This window comes from Tsukamurella tyrosinosolvens (genome assembly GCF_900104775.1).
GTDB lineage: Bacteria > Actinomycetota > Actinomycetes > Mycobacteriales > Mycobacteriaceae > Tsukamurella > Tsukamurella tyrosinosolvens.
On record NZ_FNSA01000003.1, the window covers coordinates 2,904,854 to 2,931,022 of the forward strand.

A 26,169-nucleotide genomic window follows, 5' to 3' on the forward strand; every position below is an offset into this window, starting at 1 on the left:
GGTGGCACTCCTTTCGGTAGGGGGTCGCATGTTTCGCGACCCGATGCGTTCACGATATATCGCGATATGTTCTTTGGCAACCCCCGGAAACGACGAAGCCCCCGCCCGGATTCCGGACGGGGACTTCGAGGAGCGAAGATCTGCTGGTCAGGCCTTCTCGGCCGCGATGCGCGCCAGGACGGCCTGCGCGAATTTCTCCGCGCCGCCGTCGAGCCGCTCGAGGTGCAGATCGGGCTGGACGACCTGGACCTCGAGGATCACGGGCGCCCCGTCGGGCGTCCGCACGATGTCGATCCGCACGTACAGGGGCGGGTTCGCCGGGTCGATCGGCTTGAGCGCGGCCTCGGCGACGGCGCGCTCGGCATCGGTCGGCTCCGCGTCCACGAGCACCTCGGCGGGGCGACCCTCGACGGGCTCGGCGTTGACCTCGGCGGCGAGGTCGCGACCGAAGGCGTGGCTGTACTCGCCACCGATGTAGACCAGCGAGATGCCGCCGGCCTCGACCGAGTACGGGAAGACCATGACGCTGCTGCCGGAGGCCTTGATCTCCTCGAGCTTGGCGCGGCTCGCGTCGTCGTCGCCGGGGCCGAAGCGGAAGGACTGCGCGAGGCCGCCGCTGATCGACGGGCGCACGACGTGGTCGGTGCCGAGGTAGTCGTGATCCAGCGTGGCGTCGTGCACCGTGATGAACTGCGTCGGCACGATCGGGATGCCCTCGGACTCGTAGTCGCGCAGGTACCGCTTGTCGGCGTACCAGCGGACCAGGGGCTCGGGGTTGAGCACGAGCGACTGCGCGGCGGCGCGCCACGCCCACCCCAGGAAGTCGTCGTAGCGCTGCGCGTAGTCCCAGGCGCCGGCGATCACGACCGCGTCGAACTGCTCCCAGTCGACGGCGGAATCGGACCACACGGCCGCCTCGGCCTCGTGACCGGCGGCGCGCAGGGCGGCGAGGATCTCCTGGCCGCGGTCGTCGGTGTCCGGCTGCGCCGCGGAGGTGGCAAGAGCGATTCGGTACGTCACGCCGGACAGTATGGCAGCCATCGGAGCGCCACCGTGGCGACACCCGCGCGAACTGCGCCGTACACCGGCGCCGAGACGATACGCTGGGCGCTGTGAGGGGAGATTTGCACGTGCACATCGAGACGGCTCGCCTGCACCTCTCCCCTGCCACCGGTGCTGTCGGCGACGCCGACGGACGGTTCCACATCGTCGACCGGCACAGTCGCCGCCCCTTGGGCCGGATCGCGCTGCGCGCCTCCCGGCACAGCCGAGTCCGCGGCCTGGAGCTGAGTTACGCGGTCGCGGAGGCGCACCGTCGACGAGGTTTCTGCGCCGAGGCGGCGCACGCCCTCGTGGGCCACGCCCTCGAACACGGCCTCACCGGCCGCGTCTACGCCTCCACCGCGTGGTCGAACCTCGCCTCGCGGCGCGTACTCGCGGGCCTGGGCATGCAGCAACTGGACATCGCGATGCTGGACTGGGAGTCGCTACAGGGCGACGTGGACCTCGGCGCCGAGTCCGAGGCCGACCTCACGCCGTACGCGCGGGTGGAGTACGAGCTCCATCGTGCGGATTGGCTGGCGCGCCTGGCCGCGGAGCGCCCGCCGTTCCGCGCTGCTCGCCCCGCTTGACGGCGATCACCCCCGCGACGATCGCGACGGCGCCGACGATCTGGACCGGGGTCAGCGCCTCGCCCAGCATGAGCCAGGCCACGACGCCCGAGGCGATGACCTCGGAGAAGCCGAGGAACGACGCCAGCGTGGGGCCCACCATGTTGATGGCGAGGATCCCCGCGACGTACGCCAGGCCGGTGGCGACGGCACCGATCACGACGGCGGGCACCCACCACGGGGTGGTGCCGAGGCCGCCGAGCACGACGGGGGCGGTCGAGATGCGCACGGGCGTGATGCCGGCGAGAGACGTCAGGGACAGGACGACCGCGCCGACGAGCAGGCCGCCGACGGCCAGCGCGAGCTGGTCGACCGCGGGCTTGGCGCCCTCGATGCTCGCGACGTCGATGTCGTCGGCCCGGGTGCCGTCCTCGGCGAGCAGGAAATACGCGGCGAGGCCGACGAGCGAGACGAAGGCCCAGGCGAGGCCGATCGGGGTGACGACGGCACCGCCGGAGGCCGCGCCGACGACCGCGACCAGGCCGGCGACGGCGAGCGCGGCGCCGAGGACGGTGCGCAGGGTGGGGCGCCGCCCGAACCGGGCCCACAGGTACACCAGCACCAGCAGCGGCGCGGAGAACTCGATGAGCAGCGCGACGGTGACCGACATGTGCGCGATCGCGTTGAAGTACGCGAGCTGGACGCCGATCACGGCGAGCAGCCCGTACGCCAGCACCGTGAACGGCGCGTACCGCAGCGTCGCCAGGCGGGCCCGCCCGACGATGAGCATCGGGATGAGCGTCACGATCGCCGCGATCCAGATGCGCACCAGCACGACGCCTGCCGGGCTCCATCCCGCGGCGAGCAGCGGCTTGCCGAACGGGCCGGACATCGCGAAGGCGAAACCCGACAGTAGTGCGATTGCGATTCCCCGACCCATGCGTCACCTCCATGTATGCGCGATTCGTAAGGAGTCAAGTGAAGTACACTAGTGACAGTAGCGGCCACCGCCGTAAGGAGTCAAATGAAATTCGCACATGACACGGAGCCGTCCCTGCTCATGGCGGCCGACCTGGTGAACACCGACTACGGCGACGAGGAACGGCTCGGCACCGTCGAGGCCCTCAAGGAGTACCTGCGCCGGCACGAGTTCACGGGCTGGAGCAGCGCCGCGGCGCGCGACGTGGCCCCGATCCACGACCTGCGCGCCGAGTTGACGCGCGTCTTCGCCGCGCAGCACCCCGACGCCGTGGCCGGGATCGTCAACGAGATGCTCGCGGCGACGCCGCAGCAGCCCCGGCTCACCCGGCACGGCAGCTGGGACTGGCACCTGCACTTCATCGACGACGACGCGCCGATCCCCGTGCGTGTCCGGGTGGAGTGCGCGATGGCCCTCGTCGACCTGGTCCGCAGCGGCAACGTCGACCGGCTCAAGACCTGCGCGGCGGACGATTGTGACCGAGTTCTCGTGGACCTGTCGAAGAACCGCTCGCGGCGCTTCTGCACCGAGGGGAACTGCGGCAATCGGACGCACGTCGCCGCCTACCGGGAGCGGCGCGCGACGAGTTCCGGTATGCGGCGCGACGAGAGTTGAGCAGGCGACTACGGTAGGACTGCACACGCCGGGGATCCCGGCTTCGACGCGAACCAGGAGCGACGAGAGTAATGAGCGAGGCAGCGCACCGCCACAGGGTGGTCGTCATCGGATCGGGGTTCGGCGGCCTCTTCGGCACGCGCGCCCTCAAGCGCACGGACGTCGACGTGACGATGATCGCGAAGACGACCCATCACCTGTTCCAGCCGCTGCTGTACCAAGTCGCGACGGGCATCCTCTCCGAGGGCGAGATCGCCCCCGCCACCCGCATGATCCTGCGCAAGCAGCGCAACGCCGAAGTGCTGCTGGGCGAGGTCACCGATATCGACCTCGAGAACCGCACGGTCACGAGCCGCCTGCTCGAGCGCGTCACGGTGACCCCGTTCGACAGCCTCATCGTGGCCGCGGGCGCCGATCAGTCGTACTTCGGCAACGACCAGTTCGCCGAGTTCGCGCCCGGCATGAAGACCATCGACGACGCTCTCGAGCTGCGCGGCCGCATCCTCGGCGCCTTCGAGCAGGCCGAGCTCTCGCACGACCACGAGGAGCGCATGCGCCTGCTCACCTTCGTGGTGATCGGCGCCGGCCCCACCGGCGTCGAGCTGGCCGGGCAGATCGCCGAGATGTCGGACAACACGCTCAAGGGCGCGTTCCGCAACATCGACCCCACCGAGGCGCGCGTAATCCTCCTCGACGCCGCCCCGGCCGTGCTTCCGCCGATGGGCGAGAAGCTGGGCACCATGGCCGCGAAGCGGCTGGAGAAGATGGGCGTCGAGATCCAGCTCAACGCGATGGTCGTCGACGTCGACGCCGACGGCCTCGTGGTCAAGGAGAAGGACGGTACCGAGCGGCGCATCGAGGCGCAGTGCAAGGTGTGGTCCGCCGGCGTCGCCGCGAGCAAGCTGGGCAAGATCCTCGCCGATCAGTCGGGCGCCGAGACCGACCGCGCCGGCCGCGTCCGCGTGCTGCCCGACCTCACCATTCCGGGCAACCCGAACGTCTTCGTCGTCGGCGACATGATGCTGGTCGACGGTGTCCCCGGCATGGCGCAGGGCGCCATCCAGGGCGCGACGTACGCCGCGAAGGCGATCAAGGCCGGCCTCGAGGGGCAGTCCCCCGCCGAGCGCAAGCCCTTCAAGTACTTCGACAAGGGCTCGATGGCCACCGTCTCGCGCGCCAGCGCCGTGGCGAAGGTCGGCAAGCTCGAGTTCGGCGGCTTCCTCGCCTGGCTCGGCTGGCTCGCGCTGCACCTCTGGTACATCGTGGGCTACCAGAACCGCGTCATCACGCTGACGTCGTGGGCGATCACTTTCCTCACCAACAAGCGCGGCCAGATGACCATCACCGAGCAGCAGGTCTACGCCCGCACGGCGCTCGACGCGCTGCAGACCGGCGCGAAGCCCGCGATCCCGCCGGTGCACACCAGTTCGCCGACCAAGGCGCTCCCGAAGGCCGCGCCCACGGCGGACGTCCAGGTCGAGGCCCCGGGCGCACCGTCGGCCGCGGCGGACAAGGCCGAGAAGGCGGGCTGACACCCGCCCGGTTCGCACCGGCACGAACGCAGACGAGCGCGCCACCCGTTGCGGGTGGCGCGCTCGTCGCGTTCCGGGGTGACGCTAGGCGTCGATGTTCTGCAGGCGCACCTGGCCGCGCGCGACGGCCTTGCCGTCCTCGGAGTCGATCTCCACGAGCCACAGCTGCTGCCGGCGGCCGCGATGGATCGGGGTCGACCGGATCGACAGGACGCCGCTGGAGAGCGCGCGCAGGAAGTCGGTGTTGTTGTTCACGCCGACCACGTGCCCGGCGCCGCCCAGCCACACCACGCCCGAGACGCTGGCGACCGACTCGACGATCGCGCAGTACACGCCGCCGTGGGTGATGCCGAACGGCTGGTGCAGCTCGGGCCGCAGGGTGAGCGTCGCCTCCACGCCGTCGGCCGTGACGGCCGTGTACTCGAGGCCGAGGATCGTGTCGAAACCGGCGGTGCCACCGGTGAGGATCTGGTCGATGGCCTGCTGCTGTCCGGGTGTCGGTTGCGTCATGGAAACACCCTAGAACCGGGCGCCGTCGGGCCGATCCCCGGGCCGGACCATCCGGGGCGGGACCGAAGATCCGGGACGGGGTCGGGGTAGACCCCGATGCGCGGCGGGGCGCCGCGCGGGCACTGTGGAGACATGACCGAGAACTCGCCCTTCGCCCAGACCCCCTACACCCCGGCCCCGCAGAAGCGCTTCGCCCGCGACGTCCAGAACAACTGGATCGGCGGCGTGTGCGCGGGCATCGCCCGCTACTTCGGCATCGACGCGACGCTCGTCCGCGTGCTGTTCGTGGTGTCCTGCCTGCTGCCCGGCCCGCAGTTCCTGCTGTACCTGCTGCTCTGGCTCGTGATGCCCAAGGACTGATTCGCGACGGACCGCGTCGCGGAGAAAGAAGTCGGCGGGTCCGGGGGCTCAGCCATCCCCCGGACCCGCCGTGGCACAGACCGGCGGATTACTGCAGCCCTCAGTTCGCGTCACGGTCCGATGTGGTTTCGGTGTCGCTCTCGGCGACGAGACCTACTCTAGGACAGGCTCCCCTAACTTAGCAAGCCCTCATCGATGTGGCGTGGATTACGACGGGCCGTCGTAGCGATGTGGACCATCCCGAGTAGAATCGGAGCAATGGCGGCATTGGGAGATCTCGAACGCGCGGTCATGGACCATCTTTGGGCGTCCACAGAACCGCAGACCGTGCGACAGGTGCACGAGTCGCTCGCCGCTGACCGCGAACTCGCGTACACCACCGTGATGACGGTGCTGCAGCGGCTCGCGAAGAAGAAGCTGGTGAGCCAGATCCGCACGGACCGTGCGCATCGCTACGCCGCGAGCTTCGGCCGCGACGAGCTCGTCGCCGACCTCATGTTCGACGCGCTGGCACAGGCCGAGAGCTCGCGCGAGGCCGCGCTCGTGCACTTCGTGGAGCGCGTCGGCGCCGACGAGGCGCAGGCCCTGCGCCGCGCGCTGGCCAAGCTCGAGGCCGGCGACGCCGGCCGTCGCGCCGAGCCCTGATCACCAAGTAGGCTCGTCCTCATGGCGGCCTTCATCTTCGGAGCGCTGGCCCTGCTGCTCGCGGGGCCGGTGCCCCTCTGGCTCTCCCGTGCCGCCTGGCCGCTGCGCGCACCCCGCGCCGCCCTCGTGCTGTGGCAGGCGATCGCCCTGGCCGCCGTGCTCTCCGCGTTCAGCGCCGGCCTGGTCATCGCGAGCCGCCTGCTCGTGCCCGGGCCCGACGGCCGGCCCACCACGAACCCGATCGACGAGATCCGGCAGCTCGGCCTCGTCCCGTGGATCGTGGCCGTGGTGGCCTTCGCCCTCACGCTGCTCATCGGCGCCCGGCTCATCACGTCGACCGTCCGGCTCGCGATCCGCACGCGCAGGCGCCGCGCCCGGCACCGCACCGTCGTCGACATCCTGTCCCACGCGGTCGACGGTGACCACCCCGTCTCCAGCGCCGACCTGCGCGTTCTCGGCGTCGACCAGCCCCTGGCGTACTGCCTCCCGGGCCTGCGGCACCGCGTGGTGCTCAGCGTCGGCACGATCAATCAGCTCAGCCACGAGGAGCTGACCGCCGTCCTCGCGCACGAGCGAGCGCACCTGCGGTCGCGGCACGATCTGGTGCTCGAGGCCTTCACGGCGGTCCACCACGCCTTCCCCAAGTTCGTCCGCTCGTCGGCCGCGCTCGACTCGGTGAAGCTGCTGGTCGAGCTCCTCGCCGACGACGAGGCCGTCGCCGCCGCCGGCCCCCTCCCCCTCGCCAACGCCCTGGTCACCTGCGCGCAGAGCCCCGCGCCGCGCGGCGCCCTCGCGGTCGGCGCGACCGGCACCGTCGTGCGGGTCGAACGGCTGTCGATGCCCCCCGCCAGCAACCTGTTCAGCGCGTCCGTCTACCTGCTCGCGGGCCTGATCCTGGTGGTGCCCACCGTCGCCGTCGCGGTGCCCTGGCTCACCGAGCTCTCCCGCCTCCTGCTGCACTGATTCCGCGCCGGTACGCTGGGCGCCTCAGGGGAGAGTGAGGAGACCACCATGACCGATCCGCAGCAGCCGTACGGCCAGCAGTACGACCCGTACGCCAAGCAGGGCTACGACCCGCAGCCGTACCCGTCCTACGACCCGTACGCCCAGCAGCCCGCCGGCTACGGCCAGCAGCCCTACGCGCAGCAGCCCGGGTACGGCCAGCCGCAGCCCGGGTTCCCGTACGGCCAGCCCTTCGGCCCGGATCCGGCGGCGCCCTACGGCCGCGACCCGCAGACCGGCGAGCCCTACTCGGACAAGTCGAAGCTCGCCGCGGGCCTCCTGCAGATCTTCCTCGGCGGGTGGGGCATCGGCCGGTTCTACCTGGGCTCCACCTCGATCGCGGTGACCCAGCTGGTGCTGACGGTGATCGGCATCGTGACCTCGATCATCCTCATCGGCTTCGTCATCCTGATCGGAGTCGGCATCTGGGCGCTCGTCGACGGCATCATGATCCTCACGGGCAGCGTCCGCGACCCGCAGGGCCGCCCGCTGCGTCCCTGACCGCCGGCTGCGGGCCGTGGGACGGCAGCGCGACGGTGACGGGGACCACCGCGGAATCGGGTAGACTGCCCACACGTGCAGTTCCTTCCTGATAGCCGCCCGCAGTACGACCTGACCTACGACGACGTCTTCCTCGTCCCGAACCGGTCGGACGTGACCTCCCGATTCGACGTCGATCTGTCGTCGGTCGACGGGACCGGCACCACCATCCCCCTCGTCGTCGCCAACATGACGGCCGTCGCCGGCCGCCGCATGGCGGAGACGGTCGCGCGCCGCGGCGGCATCGTCGTCCTCCCGCAGGACCTCCCGCTGGAGGCGGCGGCCGACACGATCTCGTACGTCAAGAGCCGCGACCTCGTCGCCGACACCCCGGTCACGCTGAGCGCCGAGCACTCGGTGAGCGACGCCGTGGCGCTGCTGCCCAAGCGCGCGCACGGCGCCGTCGTGATCATCGACGCGGAGAACCGCCCCGTCGGCCTCGTCACCGCCGCCGCGTGCGAGGGCGTCGACCGGTTCGCGCGCCTGCGCGACGTCATGACCACCTCGTTCGTGTGCGCCGCCGCCGGCACCGCCCCCGAGGCCGTCTTCGACCTGCTGGACAAGGACCACTCCGACCTCGCGGTCCTCGTGGACGGCGACGACCGCCTGCACGGCGTCCTCACCCGCACCGCCACCGTCCGCGCGGGCATCTACACCCCCGCGGTCGACGGTGCCGGCAAGCTCCGGATCGCCGCCGCCGTGGGCATCAACGGCGATGTCGCCGCGAAGGCCCGCGCCCTCGCCGAGGCCGGCGCCGACGTGCTCGTCGTGGACACCGCGCACGGCCACCAGGCCAAGATGTTCGACGCGCTCGAGGCCGTCGCCGCCCTCGGCCTGGGCCTGCCGATCGCGGCGGGCAACGTCGTCGCCGCCGCGGGCGCCCGCGACCTGGTCAACGCCGGCGCCACCATCGTCAAGGTGGGCGTGGGCCCCGGCGCCATGTGCACCACCCGCATGATGACCGGCGTCGGCCGGCCCCAGTTCAGCGCGGTGCTCGACTGCGCGGCCGCCGCCCGCGAGCTGGGCGCCCACGTCTGGGCCGACGGTGGCGTGCGGCACCCGCGCGACGTCGCCCTGGCGCTGGCCGCCGGCGCCTCCAACGTGATGGTCGGCTCCTGGTTCGCCGGCACCTACGAGTCGCCCGGCGACATGAAGTACGCCACCGACGGCTCCGCCTACAAGGAGAGCTTCGGCATGGCCTCCAAGCGCGCCGTCGCGGCCCGTACCGCCGGCGAGGGCGCCTTCGACCGCGCCCGCAAGTCGCTGTTCGAGGAGGGCATCTCAAGCTCGCGGATCCGCGTCGATCCCGAGGCGCCCAGCGTGGAGGACCTGCTGGACCGGATCACCTCGGGCGTCCGCAGCTCGTTCACCTACGCGGGCGCCCGCAGCGTGCCCGAGTTCCACGCGAAGGCCACCGTCGGCGTGCAGAGCGCGGCGGGCTTCGCCGAGGGCCGGCCGCTCCCCGGCGGTTGGTGAGAATTCCGACGGATCGTCGGTAGGATGCAGTGGATTCCACCGACGATCCTCTGGAAGGACCATGAAGTCCCGAAGACCCGGCAAACGCCGCCGACGACGAGCGCGGACCGCACTGACCACGTCGCAGGGGCGGGCCGATGGCTAGCGCGCTGATCACGGTCGGCGCCATCGTCGGCTTCCTCGCGCTCACCGTGGGTACCGCGCTGTTCGTGGCCGCGGAGTTCTCGCTGACCGCACTCGAGAAGTCCACCGTCGACGCGGACGTCCGCGACCGCGGGGACCGCCGCTCCAGGCAGGTGCAGAACGCGCACCGCACGCTCTCCTTCCAGCTCTCCGGCGCGCAGCTGGGCATCACGATCACCACCCTGGTCACGGGCTACCTCGCCGAGCCCGTGCTCTCGAAGTTCCTGCGCCCCGCGCTGGAATGGACGGGCATGCCGGAGGTCTGGTCGGCGGCGCTCACCCTGATCCTGGCGCTGGTCATCGCGACCTCGCTGTCGATGGTGCTCGGCGAGCTCGCGCCGAAGAACCTCGCGATCGCCCGGCCGCTGCAGACCGCGCGACTCACCGCCGGCGCGCAGTCGCTGTTCTCCTCGACCTTCCGGTTCGCGATCTCCTTCCTCAACCGCAGCGCGAACGCACTGGTCCGCCGCCTGGGCATCGAGCCCGCGGAGGAGCTGAGCTCGGCGCGCTCGGCGCAGGAACTCAGTGCGCTGGTGCGCAACTCGGCCGCACAGGGCGCGATCGACGAGATGACCGCCGAACTCGTGGGCCGCAGCCTCGAGTTCGGCGAGCTCACCGCGGAGGAGCTGATGACGCCGCGGCAGCGGATCCACTCCCTCGACGCGGACGACACCGTCGCCGACCTCGTGGCGCTGTCGATCGAGTCCGGTCACTCCCGGTTCCCCGTGGTCCGGGGCGATCTGGACGACACGATCGGGCTGGTACACGTGAAGCAGGCGCTGACGGTGCCCGCGGAGCGCCGCGCGACGGTGACGGTCGCGGACATCGCGACGACGGCCCCCGTCGTGCCCGCGACGCTGGACGGCGACGCCCTGATGGACCAGCTGCGCGCCAACGGCCTGCAGATGGCCCTCGTCGTCGACGAGTACGGCGGCTCCGCCGGCATCGTCACCGTCGAGGACCTGATCGAGGAGATCGTGGGCGACGTGCGCGACGAGCACGACGCGAACGAGCCGATCGACGTGCAGCGCACCGACGACGGCTATCTGTGCTCCGGCCTGCTCCGCGTCGACGAACTGGAGCGCGACACCGGCTACCGCGCCCCCGAGGGCGACTACGACACCCTCGGCGGCCTCGTGATGTTCCTGCTCGGCCGCATCCCCGCGGTCGGCGACCGCGTCCCGCTGCCGCACCACCCGTCCGTCGACGACGACGAGGCCGAGGCCCCGCAGTGGTCCGCGCGCGTGGCCCGGATGGACGGCCGCCGCGTCGACCTGGTGGAGGTGACCCATGAGTGACCTCCTGGGCGTGGCCCTGACCGTGCTGCTGCTGGCCGCGAACGCCTTCTTCGTCGCGGCCGAGTTCGCGCTCATCGCTGCCCGCCGCGACCGGCTCGAGGCCCTCGTGGAGCAGGGCCGGTCGAGCGCGAAGGCCGTGATCAAGGCGTCGGAGAACCTGTCCCTCATGCTGGCGGGCTGCCAGCTGGGCATCACGATCTGCTCGATCCTGCTCGGCAAGGTCGGCGAGCCGGCCATCGCGCACCTGCTGGAGAAGCCGCTGGCCTGGGCGAACGTGCCCGAGGCGCTGCTGCATCCCATCTCGTTCACGGTGTCGCTCAGCCTGGTCGTGGTGCTGCACATCCTCCTCGGCGAGATGGTGCCGAAGAACATCGCGCTCGCGGGTCCCGAGGCGGCGGCCATGCTCCTGGTGCCGCCGCACGTCGCCTTCGTGCGCCTCGTGCGTCCGCTGATCGCGGTCTACAACTGGCTCGCGATGCTGGTGCTGCGGGCCGGCGGCGTGGAGCCGCGCGACGAGCTGGACAGCACCGTCTCCGCGGGCGAGCTGAGCGTGCTCATCGCGGAATCGCACGACGAGGGCCTGATCGACGCCGAGGAGCGGGTGCGGCTGACCCGCGCGCTGCAGACCTCGCGCCGCACGGTCGCCGACGTCGCGATCCCGCTCACCGAGATCCGCGGCCTGCAGGCGGTGCAGGGCATCAACGGCGCGTGGGGGCCGACCCTCGGCGACATCGAGTCCGCCGTCGCCGAGACCGGCTACTCCCGCTACCCGGTGCGCAGCAGCGCCGGCGCGTTCACCGGCTACCTCCACGTCAAGGACGTGCTGCCGGACATCATGGACGCCGCCGTCGGTCCCGAGTCCGTGATCGGCGTGAGCCGGATCCGTCCGCTCCCGGTCGTCGACGGGAGCCTGTCGCTGGACCAGGCGGCCGGCGACCTGCGGCGACTCGGCGGGCACCTCGCGGCCGTCGCCGACGATCACGGGCGGACCATCGGCATCGTGGCGCTGGAGGATGTGGTCGAGGAGTTCGTCGGCACCGTCCGTGACGGGACCCACCGGGTGTGACGGTGCTCAGCGACGCCGAGTGGGAGGCCCGCGCGGCGGACCACCGCGCCCGGCTGGAGCCCTTCGTCGAGGCGCACCGCAGCCGGGCCGCCCGCGGCGAGAAGCACCCCGTGTGGGACTTCCTGTTCACGTACTACGGGCACCGGCCGGCGCACCTGCTGCGCTGGCACCCGGGCCTCGGGACCGAGCTCGACGGCCCGCGCGCGGCGGACGAGTTCAGCGGCGCGCGCGGCTACCTCGTCGAGGGCACCCAGGTCCGGCCGGACCCGGCGACGCTGGCCAAGCGCGCCGGCACCGCCGAGTACGTCGCCCGTCTCCTGGAGGCCACGGCCGCGCGCAGGCCGGTGTTCGGCTGCTTCGGCCTGCACGAGTGGGCGATGGTCTACCGCGAGGCCGACCAGGCCCGGCACCCGGTGCCGCTGCGCCTGGGTCCGGCGGGCACCGACGAGGTCGTCCGCGCGGGGCACTTGACGTGCACGCACTACGACGCGTACCGCTTCTTCACCCCGGACGCGGTCCCCCGCAACGCCATCGAGCTGACCCGGGAGACCCAGGTCGGGTCGGAGCAGCCCGGCTGTCTGCACGCCGGGATGGACCTCTACAAGTGGGCGTTCAAGCTGACGCCGGGCGCACCGTCGGACCTGGTGGCGGACGCCTTCGACCTGGCCCGCGATGCCCGGGAGCTGGACATGCGGGCGAGCCCGTACGACCTGGCGGGGTACGGCTTCGAGCCGATCGCGATCGAGACGCCCGACGGCCGCCGCGAGTACGTCCGGCAGCAAGCGGCACTCGCCGAGCGGGCCGCACCGATCCGCGAACGGCTCCTCGCGGTCGTCCGATCCTGGCCCGGCGAGCGGCCCGCCGCCGATATGTCCGGCTCCCCCGCCTAGACTTCCCTCCCAGCGACGGTCCGTGGGCGCGAGCCCGCGGCGCAAGAGGGAACCCGGTGCGAATCCGGGGCTGCCCCGCAACGGTGAGCACGCGCAGCGCGTGCGAGCCCGATACCTGCCCTCGCGACCGCCCGGAGCCGGGCGGTGCTCACCGACCCGAGGGGAGTCGCGGAGTGCGAGTGGTCTCGTCGCGCCGTGTGGCAGTGCTGCTGGCCTGTCTGCTCATCGCGCTGATCGCCGCGATGTGGCTGGGCGTGCTGCTGGGCACCGTCCGCATCCCGTGGCAGGACTCGACGCGCTACGTCTGGGCGTTCCTCACCGGCGGCGTCATCGACGCCGAGCACGCCACGCACTACCGGATCGTCGCCGACTCGCGGGTCCCGCGGGTGCTCAGCGCCGCGATCGTGGGGGCGGGGCTCAGCGCGATCGGTGTCGCGGTGCAGGCGATGGTGCGCAACGCGCTCGCGGACCCGTACGTGCTCGGCATCTCCTCGGGCGCGTCGGTCGGCGCCACGACGGTGGCCCTGTTCGGCGTCCTCGGCACGCTCGGCCTGTACGCGCTGCCGACGGCCGCCTTCCTGGGCGCCCTGGCCGCGACCGCGCTGGTCTATCTGATCGCCTACCGCGGCGGCGGCCTGACGCCGATGCGCCTCGTGCTCACCGGTACCGCCCTCGCGTACGGCTTCTCGGCCGTGACCACGGTGCTGGTCTTCCTGGCCCCGCGCGGCGACGCCGCCCGCACCGTCATGTTCTGGCTGTTCGGCAGCCTCTCCCCCTCCACCTGGCGCACCACCGCGCTGCTCGCGGTCACGGTCGCGATCGGCCTCGTCGCGCTGCGATCCGGCGCCCGCAAGCTCAACGCGCTCGCGCTCGGCGACGAGGTGGCGATCTCCGTCGGGCTCTCCGCCTCCGGCTACCGCTCGGCGCTGTTCGTCCTCACCGCCGCGATGACCGGCATCATCGTCTCCGTCTGCGGCGCCATCGGTTTCGTCGGGCTCGTCGTACCGCACGTCGCCAGGCTCCTGGTGGGCGCCGACCACCGCCGCGTCCTCGTGATCGCGCCGGCGCTCGGCGCGGTCTTCCTGGTGCTGGCGGACATCGCGGCGCGCACCGTCGCGCCGCCGCAGGAACTGCCGCTCGGCGCGATCACCGCCGCCGTCGGCGTCCCGCTGTTCATCGCGCTCATGCGCCGCAGGTCCGTGGGGAACGCGTGATGCGGGTCGAGTACACGGCGGTGTCCGTCGAACTGGGCGGCGTGCGGATCGTCGACGACGTCTCCCTGACCGCCGACGCCGGCGAGTTCATCGGCGTCGTCGGCCCCAACGGCAGCGGCAAGTCCACCCTGCTGCGCTGCGTCTACCGCGTCCTGACCCCGGCGACGGGCACCGTCGCCGTGGACGGGCGGCACGTCGCGGCCGTCAGCCTCGCCGAGAACGCGCGGCAGGTCGCCGCGGTGATGCAGCACGCCCCCTTCGACATCGGCTTCACCGCGCGCGACATCGTCGAGACGGGGCGCCTGCCGCACCGCCGCCGGGGCGTGCCCCTCGCCGCGCACCGTCGGGCGATCGACGGTGCGCTCGCCGCCGCGGGCGCCACCGACCTCGCGCGCCGGGACTTCGGCACCCTCTCCGGCGGCGAGGCGCAGCGCGTGCTCATCGCCCGCGCCTTCGCCCAGGAGCCGCGGGTGCTCGTCCTCGACGAGCCCACCAACCACCTCGACGTCCGGCACCAGTTCGCGGTGCTCAGCGCCGCCCGCGACCTCGGCGTCACCGTGATCGCGGTGCTCCACGACCTCAATCTCGCGGCGCAGTACTGCGACCGCCTGTACGTGCTGTCCGAGGGCGCGCTCGCCTGCTCCGGCACCCCGGCGGAGATCCTCACGCCCGCGACGCTCCGGCGGTACTTCGACATCGGGGCGCACGTCGTGCCCCATCCCCGCCTGGGGGTTCCCCAGGTGATCTTCGACAGTGGTCTGACGGAAGGGACCTGACATGAAACGACTCCCCCCGGTGCTGCTCGCGAGCGTCCTCCTCGCGGGATGCGGCGCACAGGTCGACGAGGCCGGACCGTCACCGAGCCCGGGCGCGCCCGCCACCGTCACCAACTGCGGCGCGCCCCTGACGGTGCCGGGCCCGCCCCACCGGGTGGTGGTCAACGACACCGGCACCGCGGAGATCCTGTTCGCGCTGGGCCTCACCGACCGCATCGTCGGGTACACCACCTACGACGGGAAGCACGTCGACTACAACACCTCGCCGTGGAAGGCGGACTTCGACCGCGCGCCGAGCCTCGGGACGGCCTTCACCCGGGAGACGATCCAGGCCGCCCGACCGGACTTCGTGTTCGCGGGCTGGAACTACGGCTTCAAGGAGACCACCGGGGTGACGCCGGACTGGATCCGGGAGATCGGCGCCGTGCCGTACCAGCTCACGGAGGCCTGCCGGCAGACCGGGAGCACGAGGCGGGGCATCATGCCGCCGCTCGACGCCCTCTTCGCAGACCTCACGAACCTCGGAACGCTCTTCGGGGTTCCGGAGCGCGCGGAGAAGCTGGTCGCCGAGTACCGCGCCCGGATCGACGCGGTCCGCGCCTCGGTTCCCGCGGGGAGGAAGGCGCGGGTCTTCCTGTTCGACAGCGCCTCCCCCGATCCGTTCACCTCGGGCCGCACCGGCACCCCGCAGGCGATCATCGAGAGCGCGGGCGGCGAGAACGTCTTCGGGGACCTCGACGACTCGTGGACGACGGCGTCCTGGGAGGCCGCGGCGCAGCGGGATCCGCAGGTGATCGCGATCGTCGACTACGGCGTCGGACCGGAGAACACACCGGAGGCCAAGCTCGCGCAGCTGCGCTCGCAGCCGCTGATGGCGAACACCACGGCCGTCCGCGAGGGCAACGTCGTCGTGATCCCGTACGCGGGCTGGGTCGAGGGCCCGCGCACCCCGGGCAGCGTCGAGACCCTGGGCGCCTACCTCCGCTCGAAGGGCTTCTGACAGCGGAAAGCCGGACCTCCCCCCGAAGGTCCGGCTTTCCTGGAGCACTCGCTACGTCGCGGGCTTGGTGATCTTCACGTCCTTGCCGAAGTCGGTGAGGTTCAGCGTGATGGGCAGTTCCTTCAGCTTGACCTCCATCCGCGTCACGTTCGGCTTGGGCTGCGGGTTCGCCGACGGGTCGAAGACGATCCACAGCGTGATGGGCAGCGAGGTGCCGGCATTGCCCCGCGTGGCGATGTCGGTGATCTGCGGCAGCAGCGGATCCAGGACCTGCGTGGCGACGGTGCCGGTGACCTTGACGGTCTTCAGGCCGTTGGCGGTGTCCTTACCGTCGACCTTGGGGTTCTGCACCGAGTCGAGGATCTTCGCGAGGCCCTTCTCCAGGTCCAGGATGATCGCCGGGTCGTAGACGCCCTTCTCGCCGGTCTTGCCCATCGGCTGGTACTTGGCGCCGCCGAGGTTCGCGTACATCACGCCGTCGATCACGACGAACTTGGTCTGCACGTAGTTGTCCTGGACGCGGACGTTGGCGTCGCCCTGCGCGGCCACGCGCTTGGTGTCCTTGAAGGAGATGATGTCGCCGGTCACGCTGGTGACGGGCAGCCCCTGGATCCCCTTGTCGACGTTGAGGGTCAGGTGCTCGGAATAGGTCTCCCGAGTGGCCAGCGCCGCGTCCTTGACGATCTCGATCGTGGGCAGGCCGCTCGCGTCGACCGACGGTGCGGCCGTGGGCGAGCCCGACGCGCCGCTCGCGGCCGCAGCGGTGGCGGTCGTGGTGCCGGCGTCGTCGGACTTCTTGTCAGCACAACCGGTGAGCACCAGCGCGCCGGCGGCGAGCAGCGCAACAGCCGCCCGCGATGCCTTGAGGTTCATGGGTTCCCCCCTGGAATCTGTCCGGGCGGAACCGCCCGGGGCCGAATGAAAGGGCGGAAGCCCCGCCCTCACGATGAAGTATGCATGAATTCCGGAGCCGATCGAAGCATTCTTCCGCGTCGTTTCCGGGCAAACCGGACACTTGAAGGTAGCGGCAAGCGCACCTTCAGCGATCCATTAGCGTGACCGGAGACGGTCTACACAACCGCCGAATCCGGCAGTGTTCAGGAGGAACAAGAAGTGTCGATCAATTCCACCCCGCCACCGGCGCCGGCCGAGCGCGGCGCGGCCGACCCCGGCCCCCGCGATCTCGAGCGCGGCACCGAGCCGGGACGCGGCGGCGGTGCAGGTCAGGACGGCGCTTCCGGCCCCGACGAGCGCGACCCCGGCCGGCGCCCGGCCGGCCCCCGCGGCCGCGATTTCGATACCGAGAGCGGCGACCCCGGCCCCCGCGACCTGGGCCGGGAACCCGGCCCCGGCGGCGGACCGCAGTTGTCCAACGTGTGGGTCTACAAGGGCCGCGCCTACGATCTCTCGGAATGGATCAACAAGCATCCGGGCGGGGAATTCTTCATCGGGCGGTCCAAGAATCGTGACATCACGTCGATCATCGGCTCGTATCACGCGAATCCCGAGAAGATCGAGAAGATGCTGGAACGATTCGCGCTGGATCGCGACGCCCGCGTCGAGGACGTGCACCCGAAGAACAATGCACCGGCCTTCCTCTTCAAGGACGGATTCGACAGTTGGCGCGACACCCCGCGCTACCGGTTCGACGATCCGAAGGATCTGCTGCACGCCGTGAAGGCGCGCCTGCGCGATCCCGCGATGAAGGCCCGCGTCAAGCGCATGGACCGGTGGTTCAACATCGTCGCCGCCGCGCTGGCCGTCGCGTACGTCGTGGTCATCGCGACCCGGCTCGGCGTCCCGTCGTGGATGCCGATCTGGCTGTTCGTCCTGCTCATGGTGATCCTGCGCAGCTCGCTGGCGGGTTTCGGCCACTACGCGATCCACCGGGCGCAGAAGGGCGCCACGAAGGTGCTGGTGAACGCCTTCGACATCAACTACGTCGCGCTGTCCTTCGTGACCGCCGACGGCCACGCGCTGCTGCACCACCCGCACACGCAGAGCGAGGTGGACATCAAGAAGAACGTCTTCACCATGATGATGGACATTCCGCGCTGGTACCGGATCCCGATCCACACGCTGCACAAGTTCGGCCACACCGCGACGGGCATGACGATGCGGCTGTTCGAGATCGTCAAGCTCACCCGCCAGGTGGGCGTGGCCGACATGTACGGCTCGCTGCGCGGCGCGCTCCCCCACTTCATCGGCGCGTTCGCGATGCGCGCGCTGCTCATCGGCGAGTTCCTCCTGTTCCTCTTCCTCGGGGACGTGTGGGCGTGGGTCGCGCAGTTCGTCGCCGTGCTGTGGGTGAGCACCTTCCTGGTGGTCGCGAGCCACGACTTCGAGACCGACGTCGACGAGCTGCCCGAGGTCGAGACCGAGGACTGGGCGGTGAACCAGCTCAACCAGGCCTACGACCTGTGGATCTCGGGCAACCGGTACGTCGACTGCTTCCTGTCGGCCGGCCTGTCGAGCCACCGCGTGCACCACGTCCTGCCCTACCAGCGCAGCGGCTTCGCGAACATCGCGACCGAGGAGCTGATGGCCGAGGAGGCGGCCAAGTTCGGCGTCGAGTGGCTGCCGCGGCGCAGCTTCTTCTTCGACCGACTGCCCGACCAGGTCAACACCTTCCTCGGCAGCAAGGCCCGGCCCGCGCAGGAGCAGGGCCACGGCTTCTTCCGCGAGCACTTCTCGCCGGCGGCCCTCAGGACGTCCGGTTCGTACGTCGTCGCCGGCTTCACCGGCATCGGCACGGTTTAAGGAGATGACCATGAACGCCGGCTCTCAGGGCGCCCCCGCCCTCGACGTCCCCGCCCCCGTCCTTCCGGCCCCCGGGACCTGGCTGGGCGCGCCGCCCGCGCCGCCGACCTCGGTCGCCGTGATCGAATCGCTCGCGACCGGCTCGCCGGCGCAGACCTACGGCCAGGCCGAGTCCGCCGACCGCGTGGCGGCCCGGTTCGACGATCCGCGGCAGGCCGAGCGGATCCGTCGCGTCTACGCGAAGACGAGGGTCGACGAGCGGCACCTCGCGATCGACCCGCTCACCCCTGAGTTCGCGGAGTTCAGCACCCGCCCGGACACCGTCCGGGAGCGCATGGACCTGTTCTACGAGCACGCCGCGCCGCTCGCCGTCGACACCGCCCGCCGCGCCCTCGGCGTCGGCACCGAGCACGAGGTCGATCCCGCCGACGTCGGCCAACTGGTCTTCGTGACCAGCACCGGCTTCCTCGCGCCCGGCGTCGACGTCGCGGTGATCCGCGCGCTCGGCCTCGCGCCGCAGACCAGCCGCGTGGTCATCAACTTCATGGGCTGCGCCGCGGCGATGAACGCGCTGCGCGTGTCCACGGATTACGTGCGCGCCCACCCGGACCGCAAGTCGCTCATGATCTGCCTGGAGCTGAGCTCGGTGAACGCCGTCTTCTCCGGCGATCCGAACGACGTGGTGATCTCCAGCCTCTTCGCCGACGGCTGCGGCGCCGCCGTCATCGGCGCCAGCGAGGTGGGGCACCCGCTGCCCGGCGGCCGGATCGTCGTGCGCGATACCTTCACCCACCTGCTCGACGGTGCCGAGGACGGGATCGTGCTGGGCGTCAACGCGAACGGCATCACGTGCGAGCTCGCCGAATCGCTGCCGCAGTACATCGTGGACGGCGTCGCGCCCGTGATCGACGCGGTGCTGGGTCGCAACGACCTCGGCCGGGAGGCCGTCGCGCACTGGGCGATCCACCCGGGCGGGCCGAAGATCATCGAGTCCGCCTCGGCGGCGCTCGGCCTGCCCGACGAGGCCTCGCGCACCAGCTGGGACGTGCTCGCCGAGCACGGCAACATGCTCAGCGTCTCGCTGCTGTTCGTCCTCGAACGCCTCCTCGCGCAGGTCGCCGACGGTGCCGCCACTCAGCCCGACGGTGCGCCGACGACCGGCATGGCCTTCTCCTTCGCGCCGGGGGTGACCGTGGAGGGCTTCCTCTTCGACGTGGTCACCGGCGACCAGCCCGGCGAATGAGCGCGCCATGAAGCTCTTCAAGTTCCTGCTCTCGATCTCCCCGGCGGCGATCGCCGCCGCGGTGGTCGCGGGCCTCGTCGCCGGCGGCGCGAACGCCTACCTCCTCACCCTCATCAACGGCCTGGTCGCGCCGGGCCCGATGCCGACGGTGACGGTCACCCAGTTCGTGCTGACCGCGGTCGTCGTGGTGGTGGCGGGCGTGGCCTCGCAGTTGATCCTGTTGCACCTGGCCCAGGCGGCCGTCTACCGGCTGCGCGCACGCCTGTCGCAGCGCGTGCTCGCCGCACCGCTCGAGCACATCGAGCGGCTCGGCGACCACCGGCTGCTGGCGACCCTCACCGAGGACGTCCGGTCCCTGTCGATGGCGGTCTCGGGCATTCCGGGGCTGTGCATCGACCTGGCGACGATCATCGGGGCGCTGACCTACCTCGCGACGGTCTCGGGCACGCTGTTCGCCGTCTCCGTGGCGGGCACTCTCATCGGCATCGCGTGCGTGGAGACGGTGCTGCGGCGGGTCCGGGAGACGTACCGCCGGGCCCGCGAGCTCGACGACGCCCTCATCGGGTCGTTCCAGGAGGTCACGCACGGTGTCAAGGAACTCAAGCTGCACCGCGCCCGCCGCATGGACTTCCTCGACCGCAAGCTGCTGGGCACCGCCGAGGACCTGCGCCGCAAGCACGTCGCCGCGGGCACCCGCTTCGCCGGCGGGCAGGCGCTGGGTCAGGTGCTGCAGCTGGGCACGATGGTGCTCATCCTGTTCGTCCTCGCCCGGGCGATGGAGCTGCCGCGGGAGACGATGATCGGCTACGTGCTGGTCACGACCTTCCTGTCGATGCCCATGCAGAGCCTCATGCACCGCATCCCTGACCTCCTGCGCGGCGACGTCGCGCTGGCGAAGATCCGCGGCCTGGACCTCTCGCTGGAGACCCCGCGCGACGAGTCGGTGCTCCCCTACGACGGCCGGCCCGTCGGCGACGGCACCGTCGAACTGCGGGGCGTCGGCTACGAGTACCTCCCCGAGCCCCCGCCCGGCGCGCACGGCCCCGGACACCCGCCGCACGGCGGCCCCGGCGGCCCGCCGCCGCATCCTCCCCAGGGACCACCGCCCGGCGTCCCGCACGGCTTCCGCCTCGGCCCCGTCGACCTGACGCTGCGCCCCGGCGAGGTGACCTTCGTGGTCGGTGGCAACGGGAGCGGCAAGTCGACGCTGGCGAAACTGATCTGCGGCCTGTACGCGCCGCGGATCGGCGAGATCCGTGCCGGCGGCGAGCCGATCGGGCCGCAGAACCTGGAGTGGTTCCGGCAGCACACCACGGCGGTGTTCTCCGACTTCCACCTGTTCGACGACTACTTGGGCCTCGCGGCGGACGACCTGGACGATCGGGTGCGCGGCCTGCTGCACGACCTGGAGCTGGCGCACGCCGTCACGGTGCAGGACGGGAAGCTCTCGACGCTCGCGCTGTCGACGGGGCAGCGCAAGCGGCTCGCGCTGCTGACGGCGCTGCTCGAGGACCGGCCCGTCTACCTGTTCGACGAGTGGGCGGCGGATCAGGACCCGCGGTTCCGTGCCGTCTTCTACGACCGGATCGTCGCGGACCTGAAGTCGCGCGGGAAGACGGTGGTCGTGATCACCCACGACGACCGGTACTTCGACCGCGCCGACCAGCTCGTGAAACTGGACTTCGGCCAGGTGGTCCCGGCGTCGGCGGCGATCGCGCGCGGAGTAACCTGATCCGTACCTATCAGTAGCTACGAAGGGGTTGAAGTACAACCATGGTTGACACCGCCCGGACATCCGTCGCCGGCCTCGAGGTCGCAACGGTCCTCTACGACTTCATCAACAACGAGGCACTTCCGGGCACCGGTGTAGACCAGACCGCCTTCTGGGCGGGCGCCGCGAAGCTGATCGGCGACCTGGTCCCGAAGAACCGGGCGCTGCTGGCCACCCGTGACGAGCTGCAGGCGAAGATCGACGCGTACCACGCCGCCGCTCCGGGCGAGATCACCGACTTCCCCGCGTACAAGCAGTTCCTCACCGAGATCGGCTACCTGGTGCCTGTCCCCGAGGACCGCGAGATCACCACCACGAACGTGGACACCGAGATCACCTCGACCGCCGGCCCGCAGCTGGTGGTGCCGATCCTCAATGCCCGCTTCGCGATCAACGCCGCGAACGCCCGCTGGGGCTCGCTCTACGACGCCCTCTACGGCACCGACGCCATCTCGGAGGCCGACGGCGCAGAGAAGGCACCCGGCGGCAAGCCCGGCTACAACAAGGTCCGCGGCGACAAGGTGATCGCCTTCGCCAAGGACTTCCTCGACAAGGCCGTGCCGCTCGAGTCCGGCTCGCACGCCGACGTCACCGAGTACCGCATCAACGGCACCGAGCTGCTCGCCACCGTCAAGGGCGCGTCCGGCTCCAGCGAGGACGCCTCGGTCTGCCTCGCCGACCCGGCCGCGTTCGTCGGCTACACCGGCGAGAAGGACGCCCCGTCGGGCATCCTGCTGCGCCACAACGGCCTCCACCTGGAGATCCAGATCGACGCCGCCTCCCCGATCGGTTCGACCGACCGCGCCGGCGTCAAGGACGTGCTGGTCGAGTCCGCGGTCACCACGATCATGGACTTCGAGGACTCGGTCGCGGCCGTCGACGCCGACGACAAGGTCGTGGGCTACCGTAACTGGCTGGGCCTGAACAAGGGTGACCTCGCGGAAGAGGTCAGCAAGGCCGGCAAGACCTTCACCCGCACGCTGAACCCGGACCGCGTCTACACCGCGACCGACGGCTCCGAGCTGGTGCTGCACGGCCGCTCGCTGCTCTTCGTGCGCAACGTGGGCCACCTGATGACCACCGACGCGATCCTGCTCGACGGCGAGGAGATCGGCGAGGGCATCCTCGACGGCATCGTCACCTCGCTCATCGCGATCCACGGCCTGTCGGGCGAGATCAAGAACTCGCGCACCGGCTCGGTGTACATCGTGAAGCCGAAGATGCACGGCCCCGACGAGGTCGCCTTCGCCGCGGAGATCTTCGCCCGCGTCGAGCAGCTGCTGGGCCTGCCCGCGCTGACCCTCAAGGTGGGCATCATGGACGAGGAGCGCCGCACGTCGGTGAACCTCAAGGCCGCGATCGCCGCCGCGAACGACCGCGTGGTGTTCATCAACACCGGCTTCCTGGATCGCACCGGCGACGAGATCCACACGTCGATGGTCGCGGGCCCGATCGTCCGCAAGGGCCAGCTCAAGGCGCAGACCTGGTACCCGGCGTACGAGGACAGCAACGTCGACATCGGCCTGCACGCGGGCCTGCAGCACAAGGCGCAGGTCGGCAAGGGCATGTGGGCCATGCCCGACCTGATGGCCGCGATGCTCGAGCAGAAGATCGCCCAGCCCAAGGCCGGCGCGACCACCGCGTGGGTGCCCTCGCCCACCGCCGCGACCCTGCACGCCCTGCACTACCACCTGGTGGACGTGTTCGAGGTGCAGAACGAGATCGCCAAGCGCGATCCCGCGTCGGTCGACGACATCCTCACCATCCCGCTCGCGCCGAACGCGAACTGGTCGGAGGAGGAGAAGCGCGAGGAGCTCGACGAGAGCGCGCAGTCGATCCTGGGCTACGTGGTCCGCTGGATCGACGCGGGCGTCGGCTGCTCGAAGGTGCCGGACATCCACGACGTGGCCCTCATGGAGGACCGCGCGACGCTGCGCATCTCCTCGCAGCTGCTGGCGAACTGGCTGCGCCACGGCGTCGTCACCGAGGCCGAGGTCATCGACGCGCTCAAGCGCATGGCGCCGGTCGTCGACCAGCAGAACGCCGGCGATCCGGACTACCGCCCGCTCGCGCCGGACTTCGACACCAACATCGCGTTCCAGGCCGCGAAGGACCTGATCCTGCTCGGCGGCACGCAGCCGAACGGCTACACCGAGCCGATCCTGCACGCGCGCCGTCGCGAGTACAAGGCCGCGAACAGCTGAGCAGCGCAAACGAGACCGACACCTCGTCGGATTCCGGGCCGGTCGTGATCGAAGCCGATCGCGACCGGCCCGGTGCGTTCACCGTCCTCCTCGACGGGACGCCGCAGAGCTACGTCGACACGGGCGACCCCACCAACCTCGTCTTCGAGTACGTGCGCCGGATCGGGCACGTCATCGACCTGGCACGACCGAGCGGCGAGCCGATCACCGCCGTCCACCTGGGCGGCGGCGGTTTCACGCTCGCGCGGTACGTGGCCGCGACACGCCCGGGATCACGGCAGCAGGTCCTCGAGGCCGACCGCACCCTGATCGACGCGGTGCGGGCGGCCGCGCCGCTGCCGAAACGCGAGCAGATCAAGATCCGCTGCGCGGACGCCGCGCTCGCCGCGTCCGTACTGCCGCCGGGCATGCACAGCACCGTCGACGTGCTCGTCGTGGACGTCTTCGCGGGCGCACGGACCCCGGCAGGGCTGACCACGTCGGAGTTCTTCGCCTCGCTGGTGCCGCTGCTCGCGCCCGGCGCGGTCGTCGTGCTCAACATCGCCGACGGTGCGCCGCTCGCCTTCGCCCGGTCCGTGACCGCGACGGTGGCCGGGGTCTTCGGCGGCCCCGCCGAGAGCTCGGTGGCGATCGCCGCCGAGCCCGCGGTGTTGAAGGGCCGCCGATTCGGCAACCTGGTGCTGGTGACGGGCGCTGTGCCGGACGGCCTGGCCCGCCGACTGGCCGGCGATCCGTTCCCGGGAACGCTGCTGGAGGGCGCCGAGGTGACCCGGTTCGTGGGCGGCGCGAAGCCTTTCACCAGCGCGAACGCACAGGAGTCTCCTATGCCGCCGCGCGGCGTCTTCGGGTAGGTTGCTCTCGATGGGATCACATCGTTCTGGAACTGGTTCCCGCGGGATCGCGCGCTGGCTGATCGCCGCGGTCGTCGCAGTCGTCGTGGTGGCCGCGGTCGCCGGGGCGATGGTCTGGCTGTCGGGCCGCTCGGAGCAGGAGGGCCGCGACGCCGCCGCCTCGTGCGTACGCGGCGACCTCGCGGTGCAAGTGGCGGCAGCGCCCGCCCTCGTCGGCCCGCTGCGCCGGGTCGCGGAGAGCTTCAACGCGAGCGGCACCGTGTCGGCGGACTACTGCGCGAAGATCGAGGTGACGGGGATCGACTCCCCCGTCGCCCTGGAGGCCCTGTCCGGCACGTGGGACCCGAAGCTGGGCCCGGCGCCGTCCCTGTGGATTCCCGAGAGCACGGTGTGGACGGCCCGCCTCGCCGCGGCCAAGCCCGCTGAGCTGTCCGGACAGCCGACGTCGATCGCGTCGTCGCCCGTGGTCCTGGCCGTGCGCGGGTCCGCGCAGAAGTCCTTCGACGAGGTGCGCTGGCTCGACCTGCCCGCCCGGCAGGAGCAGCTGCGGATCGCGCTCCCGACCGGTGCCGAGGCCGATGGCACGTACCTCGCGGCGCAGTCCGTCGCCGCCGCTGTCGGGCGCACGGCGGGCGCCGCCCTGTCCGACGAGGCCGCGAAGAGCCCCGTGGTCACCGGTTCGATCGCGCGCTGGGCGAAGGACGCCCCGAAGTCCACCACCGCGGGCGCCGCCCTCGACGCGCTGACGAAGCCGGGTGACGCGGTGCGCGCCGTGCCGGTCACCGAGCAGCAGCTCGCCGCGTTCGCGCGGGGCCGGGGTCCGGCCGCGCCGGTCGCGGTGTACCCGTCCGGCCCTACCGCCTCGGCGACCTACCCCGCGGCCGTGTTGGACCGCGAGGACACCACCGACGCCCACGATCGCGCCGCCGCCGACTTCGTCTCCTTCCTCACGCAGAGCGGCAACGCGAAGCCCCTGGCCGAGGCCGGCTTCCGGGTCGTCGGCGAACCCGCGCCCGCGAAGACGGAGTCCGTCGCCTTCGGCACCGTCGAGCCCCTGGCTCCCGCGTCGAACGCCGCCGTCATCTCTCTCGCAGACACTCTCAACCGCCGCTAGGCGGCGCGGTTCGCGCACCGCCGGCGCCTTTCCGGCCCGAACCGCGATCCCTCGCGGCTTCTTCTCGCTACGATCCGCGCACCGTACGAACGGTGCGGTGACGGCATCCAACAGCGAGGTGTGCACATGACGAACACGACTCCGGGGTGGTACGACGACGGATCGGGGTCCCAGCGCTGGTGGGACGGGCAGCGCTGGACGGATCAGACGCAGCAGCCACCGCAGCAGCGCGGCCTGAGCGGCATGGTGAATCGGATCGAGGCCGAGGCGACCGCCGGTGCCCGTCCGAGGCCGGCGGCGAACGGCATGAGCTACGTGGTGCTCCAGGTGATCCTCAAGGAGAAGCTGTGGGGCACGGGATCGGGCAATCTCACCGAGCTCGAGAAGGCCATCAATCAGCAGGCCGCGCTCGGGTATCGCCTGCACACGATCACCACGGCATCGTCGGGCAGCAAGGGGCTCGGCGGCGGCGACCGGATCCAGGCGACCATGGTCTTCGAGAAGCTCACCTGACGCGGCGCGGTTTGCTG

The 26,169-nt window shown here is 71.3% G+C and carries 25 protein-coding genes and 1 riboswitch; of the genes, 21 read left to right on the plus strand and 4 right to left on the minus strand.

From position 1 onward, the window contains the following. Positions 1-147 precede the first annotated feature (147 nt). A complete protein-coding gene (locus tag BLW32_RS16415; RefSeq protein WP_068743024.1) occupies positions 148-1,020 on the minus strand; it encodes a DcsG N-terminal domain-containing protein in 873 nt (290 codons plus the stop codon). 92 nt (positions 1,021-1,112) lie between these two features. Between BLW32_RS16415 and BLW32_RS16420 the strand changes: the two genes are divergently transcribed. Then, the gene (locus BLW32_RS16420; protein ID WP_170181028.1) at positions 1,113-1,631 is read left to right on the plus strand and encodes a GNAT family N-acetyltransferase; all 519 of its coding nucleotides are present in this window, start codon (positions 1,113-1,115) and stop codon (positions 1,629-1,631) included. Here the strand turns inward: BLW32_RS16420 and BLW32_RS16425 are convergent. Then, positions 1,531-2,550, minus strand: coding sequence for an EamA family transporter (locus BLW32_RS16425; RefSeq protein WP_068525775.1), 1,020 nt, complete (start codon positions 2,548-2,550; stop codon positions 1,531-1,533). The two genes, BLW32_RS16420 and BLW32_RS16425, sit on opposite strands and share 101 nt — an antisense overlap. Positions 2,551-2,634: 84 nt before the next feature. Between BLW32_RS16425 and BLW32_RS16430 the strand changes: the two genes are divergently transcribed. Further along, entirely contained in the window at positions 2,635-3,204 is a 570-nt protein-coding gene (locus tag BLW32_RS16430) for a CGNR zinc finger domain-containing protein (RefSeq protein ID WP_068525776.1), read from the plus strand. A 71-nt stretch (positions 3,205-3,275) separates the two neighbouring features. Continuing rightward, a complete protein-coding gene (locus BLW32_RS16435) occupies positions 3,276-4,736 on the plus strand; it encodes an NAD(P)/FAD-dependent oxidoreductase (protein WP_068525777.1) in 1,461 nt (486 codons plus the stop codon). Positions 4,737-4,820: 84 nt separating this feature from the next. On the opposite strand, the gene BLW32_RS16440 is transcribed toward BLW32_RS16435, so the two are convergent. Then, the gene (locus BLW32_RS16440) at positions 4,821-5,246 is read right to left on the minus strand and encodes a PaaI family thioesterase (protein ID WP_082791565.1); all 426 of its coding nucleotides are present in this window, start codon (positions 5,244-5,246) and stop codon (positions 4,821-4,823) included. Between the two features lie 132 nt (positions 5,247-5,378). On the opposite strand from BLW32_RS16440, the gene BLW32_RS16445 reads away from it, so the two are divergent. The 11 genes from BLW32_RS16445 (at position 5,379) to BLW32_RS16495 (ending at position 15,696) form a co-directional block, all read left to right on the plus strand. Beyond that, a complete protein-coding gene (locus tag BLW32_RS16445) occupies positions 5,379-5,606 on the plus strand; it encodes a PspC domain-containing protein (protein ID WP_068525778.1) in 228 nt (75 codons plus the stop codon). 258 nt (positions 5,607-5,864) lie between these two features. Further along, positions 5,865-6,251 (plus strand): BlaI/MecI/CopY family transcriptional regulator, encoded by a 387-nt coding sequence (locus BLW32_RS16450; RefSeq protein ID WP_068525779.1) that lies wholly within the window; start codon positions 5,865-5,867, stop codon positions 6,249-6,251. A 21-nt stretch (positions 6,252-6,272) separates the two neighbouring features. Next, positions 6,273-7,214 carry a M56 family metallopeptidase gene (locus BLW32_RS16455; protein ID WP_068525780.1) on the plus strand — a complete coding sequence of 314 codons (942 nt, stop codon included), beginning with the start codon at positions 6,273-6,275 and terminating at the stop codon, positions 7,212-7,214. Positions 7,215-7,262: 48 nt separating this feature from the next. Next, positions 7,263-7,754 (plus strand): TM2 domain-containing protein, encoded by a 492-nt coding sequence (locus BLW32_RS16460; protein WP_068525781.1) that lies wholly within the window; start codon positions 7,263-7,265, stop codon positions 7,752-7,754. 75 nt (positions 7,755-7,829) lie between these two features. Continuing rightward, positions 7,830-9,269: a GMP reductase gene (gene guaB1, locus BLW32_RS16465; protein ID WP_068525782.1), complete on the plus strand. Its 1,440-nt coding sequence runs from the start codon at positions 7,830-7,832 to the stop codon at positions 9,267-9,269. A gap of 137 nt (positions 9,270-9,406) precedes the next feature. After that, a complete protein-coding gene (locus BLW32_RS16470; RefSeq protein ID WP_068743026.1) occupies positions 9,407-10,750 on the plus strand; it encodes a hemolysin family protein in 1,344 nt (447 codons plus the stop codon). Continuing rightward, positions 10,743-11,816 carry a hemolysin family protein gene (locus tag BLW32_RS16475; RefSeq protein WP_068525784.1) on the plus strand — a complete coding sequence of 358 codons (1,074 nt, stop codon included), beginning with the start codon at positions 10,743-10,745 and terminating at the stop codon, positions 11,814-11,816. Before BLW32_RS16470 ends, BLW32_RS16475 begins: the two co-directional genes overlap by 8 nt. Then, entirely contained in the window at positions 11,813-12,706 is an 894-nt protein-coding gene (locus tag BLW32_RS16480) for a 3-methyladenine DNA glycosylase (RefSeq protein WP_068743027.1), read from the plus strand. Before BLW32_RS16475 ends, BLW32_RS16480 begins: the two co-directional genes overlap by 4 nt. Next, positions 12,706-12,843, plus strand: a riboswitch (cobalamin riboswitch). (Overlaps the previous gene by 1 nt.) Positions 12,844-12,903: 60 nt before the next feature. After that, a complete protein-coding gene (locus BLW32_RS16485; RefSeq protein ID WP_455569314.1) occupies positions 12,904-13,920 on the plus strand; it encodes a FecCD family ABC transporter permease in 1,017 nt (338 codons plus the stop codon). Then, on the plus strand, positions 13,920-14,696 hold the full coding sequence (locus BLW32_RS16490) for an ABC transporter ATP-binding protein (RefSeq protein ID WP_068743029.1): 777 nt from the start codon (positions 13,920-13,922) through the stop codon (positions 14,694-14,696). Before BLW32_RS16485 ends, BLW32_RS16490 begins: the two co-directional genes overlap by 1 nt. Position 14,697: 1 nt before the next feature. Further along, a complete protein-coding gene (locus BLW32_RS16495) occupies positions 14,698-15,696 on the plus strand; it encodes an ABC transporter substrate-binding protein (protein WP_068743030.1) in 999 nt (332 codons plus the stop codon). A 51-nt stretch (positions 15,697-15,747) separates the two neighbouring features. On the opposite strand, the gene BLW32_RS16500 is transcribed toward BLW32_RS16495, so the two are convergent. Further along, the gene (locus BLW32_RS16500) at positions 15,748-16,569 is read right to left on the minus strand and encodes an LppX_LprAFG lipoprotein (RefSeq protein ID WP_068525789.1); all 822 of its coding nucleotides are present in this window, start codon (positions 16,567-16,569) and stop codon (positions 15,748-15,750) included. 456 nt (positions 16,570-17,025) lie between these two features. On the opposite strand from BLW32_RS16500, the gene BLW32_RS16505 reads away from it, so the two are divergent. The 7 genes from BLW32_RS16505 (at position 17,026) to BLW32_RS28190 (ending at position 26,152) form a co-directional block, all read left to right on the plus strand. After that, on the plus strand, positions 17,026-18,456 hold the full coding sequence (locus BLW32_RS16505) for a fatty acid desaturase (RefSeq protein ID WP_068743062.1): 1,431 nt from the start codon (positions 17,026-17,028) through the stop codon (positions 18,454-18,456). 10 nt (positions 18,457-18,466) lie between these two features. After that, positions 18,467-19,699, plus strand: a complete 1,233-nt coding sequence (locus BLW32_RS16510) for a type III polyketide synthase (RefSeq protein ID WP_102103311.1) — start codon at positions 18,467-18,469, stop codon at positions 19,697-19,699. Positions 19,700-19,706: 7 nt separating this feature from the next. Further along, complete coding sequence (locus tag BLW32_RS16515) at positions 19,707-21,431, plus strand: ATP-binding cassette domain-containing protein (RefSeq protein WP_068743032.1); 1,725 nt, start codon at positions 19,707-19,709, stop codon at positions 21,429-21,431. A 41-nt stretch (positions 21,432-21,472) separates the two neighbouring features. Then, positions 21,473-23,674: a malate synthase G gene (locus tag BLW32_RS16520; RefSeq protein ID WP_068743033.1), complete on the plus strand. Its 2,202-nt coding sequence runs from the start codon at positions 21,473-21,475 to the stop codon at positions 23,672-23,674. Between the two features lie 44 nt (positions 23,675-23,718). Next, positions 23,719-24,525, plus strand: coding sequence for a spermidine synthase (locus BLW32_RS16525; protein ID WP_231857449.1), 807 nt, complete (start codon positions 23,719-23,721; stop codon positions 24,523-24,525). A 10-nt stretch (positions 24,526-24,535) separates the two neighbouring features. Beyond that, the gene (locus tag BLW32_RS16530; protein WP_082791566.1) at positions 24,536-25,639 is read left to right on the plus strand and encodes a type 2 periplasmic-binding domain-containing protein; all 1,104 of its coding nucleotides are present in this window, start codon (positions 24,536-24,538) and stop codon (positions 25,637-25,639) included. 126 nt (positions 25,640-25,765) lie between these two features. Continuing rightward, on the plus strand, positions 25,766-26,152 hold the full coding sequence (locus BLW32_RS28190; protein WP_074851026.1) for a DUF2510 domain-containing protein: 387 nt from the start codon (positions 25,766-25,768) through the stop codon (positions 26,150-26,152). Positions 26,153-26,169: the final 17 nt, after the last annotated feature.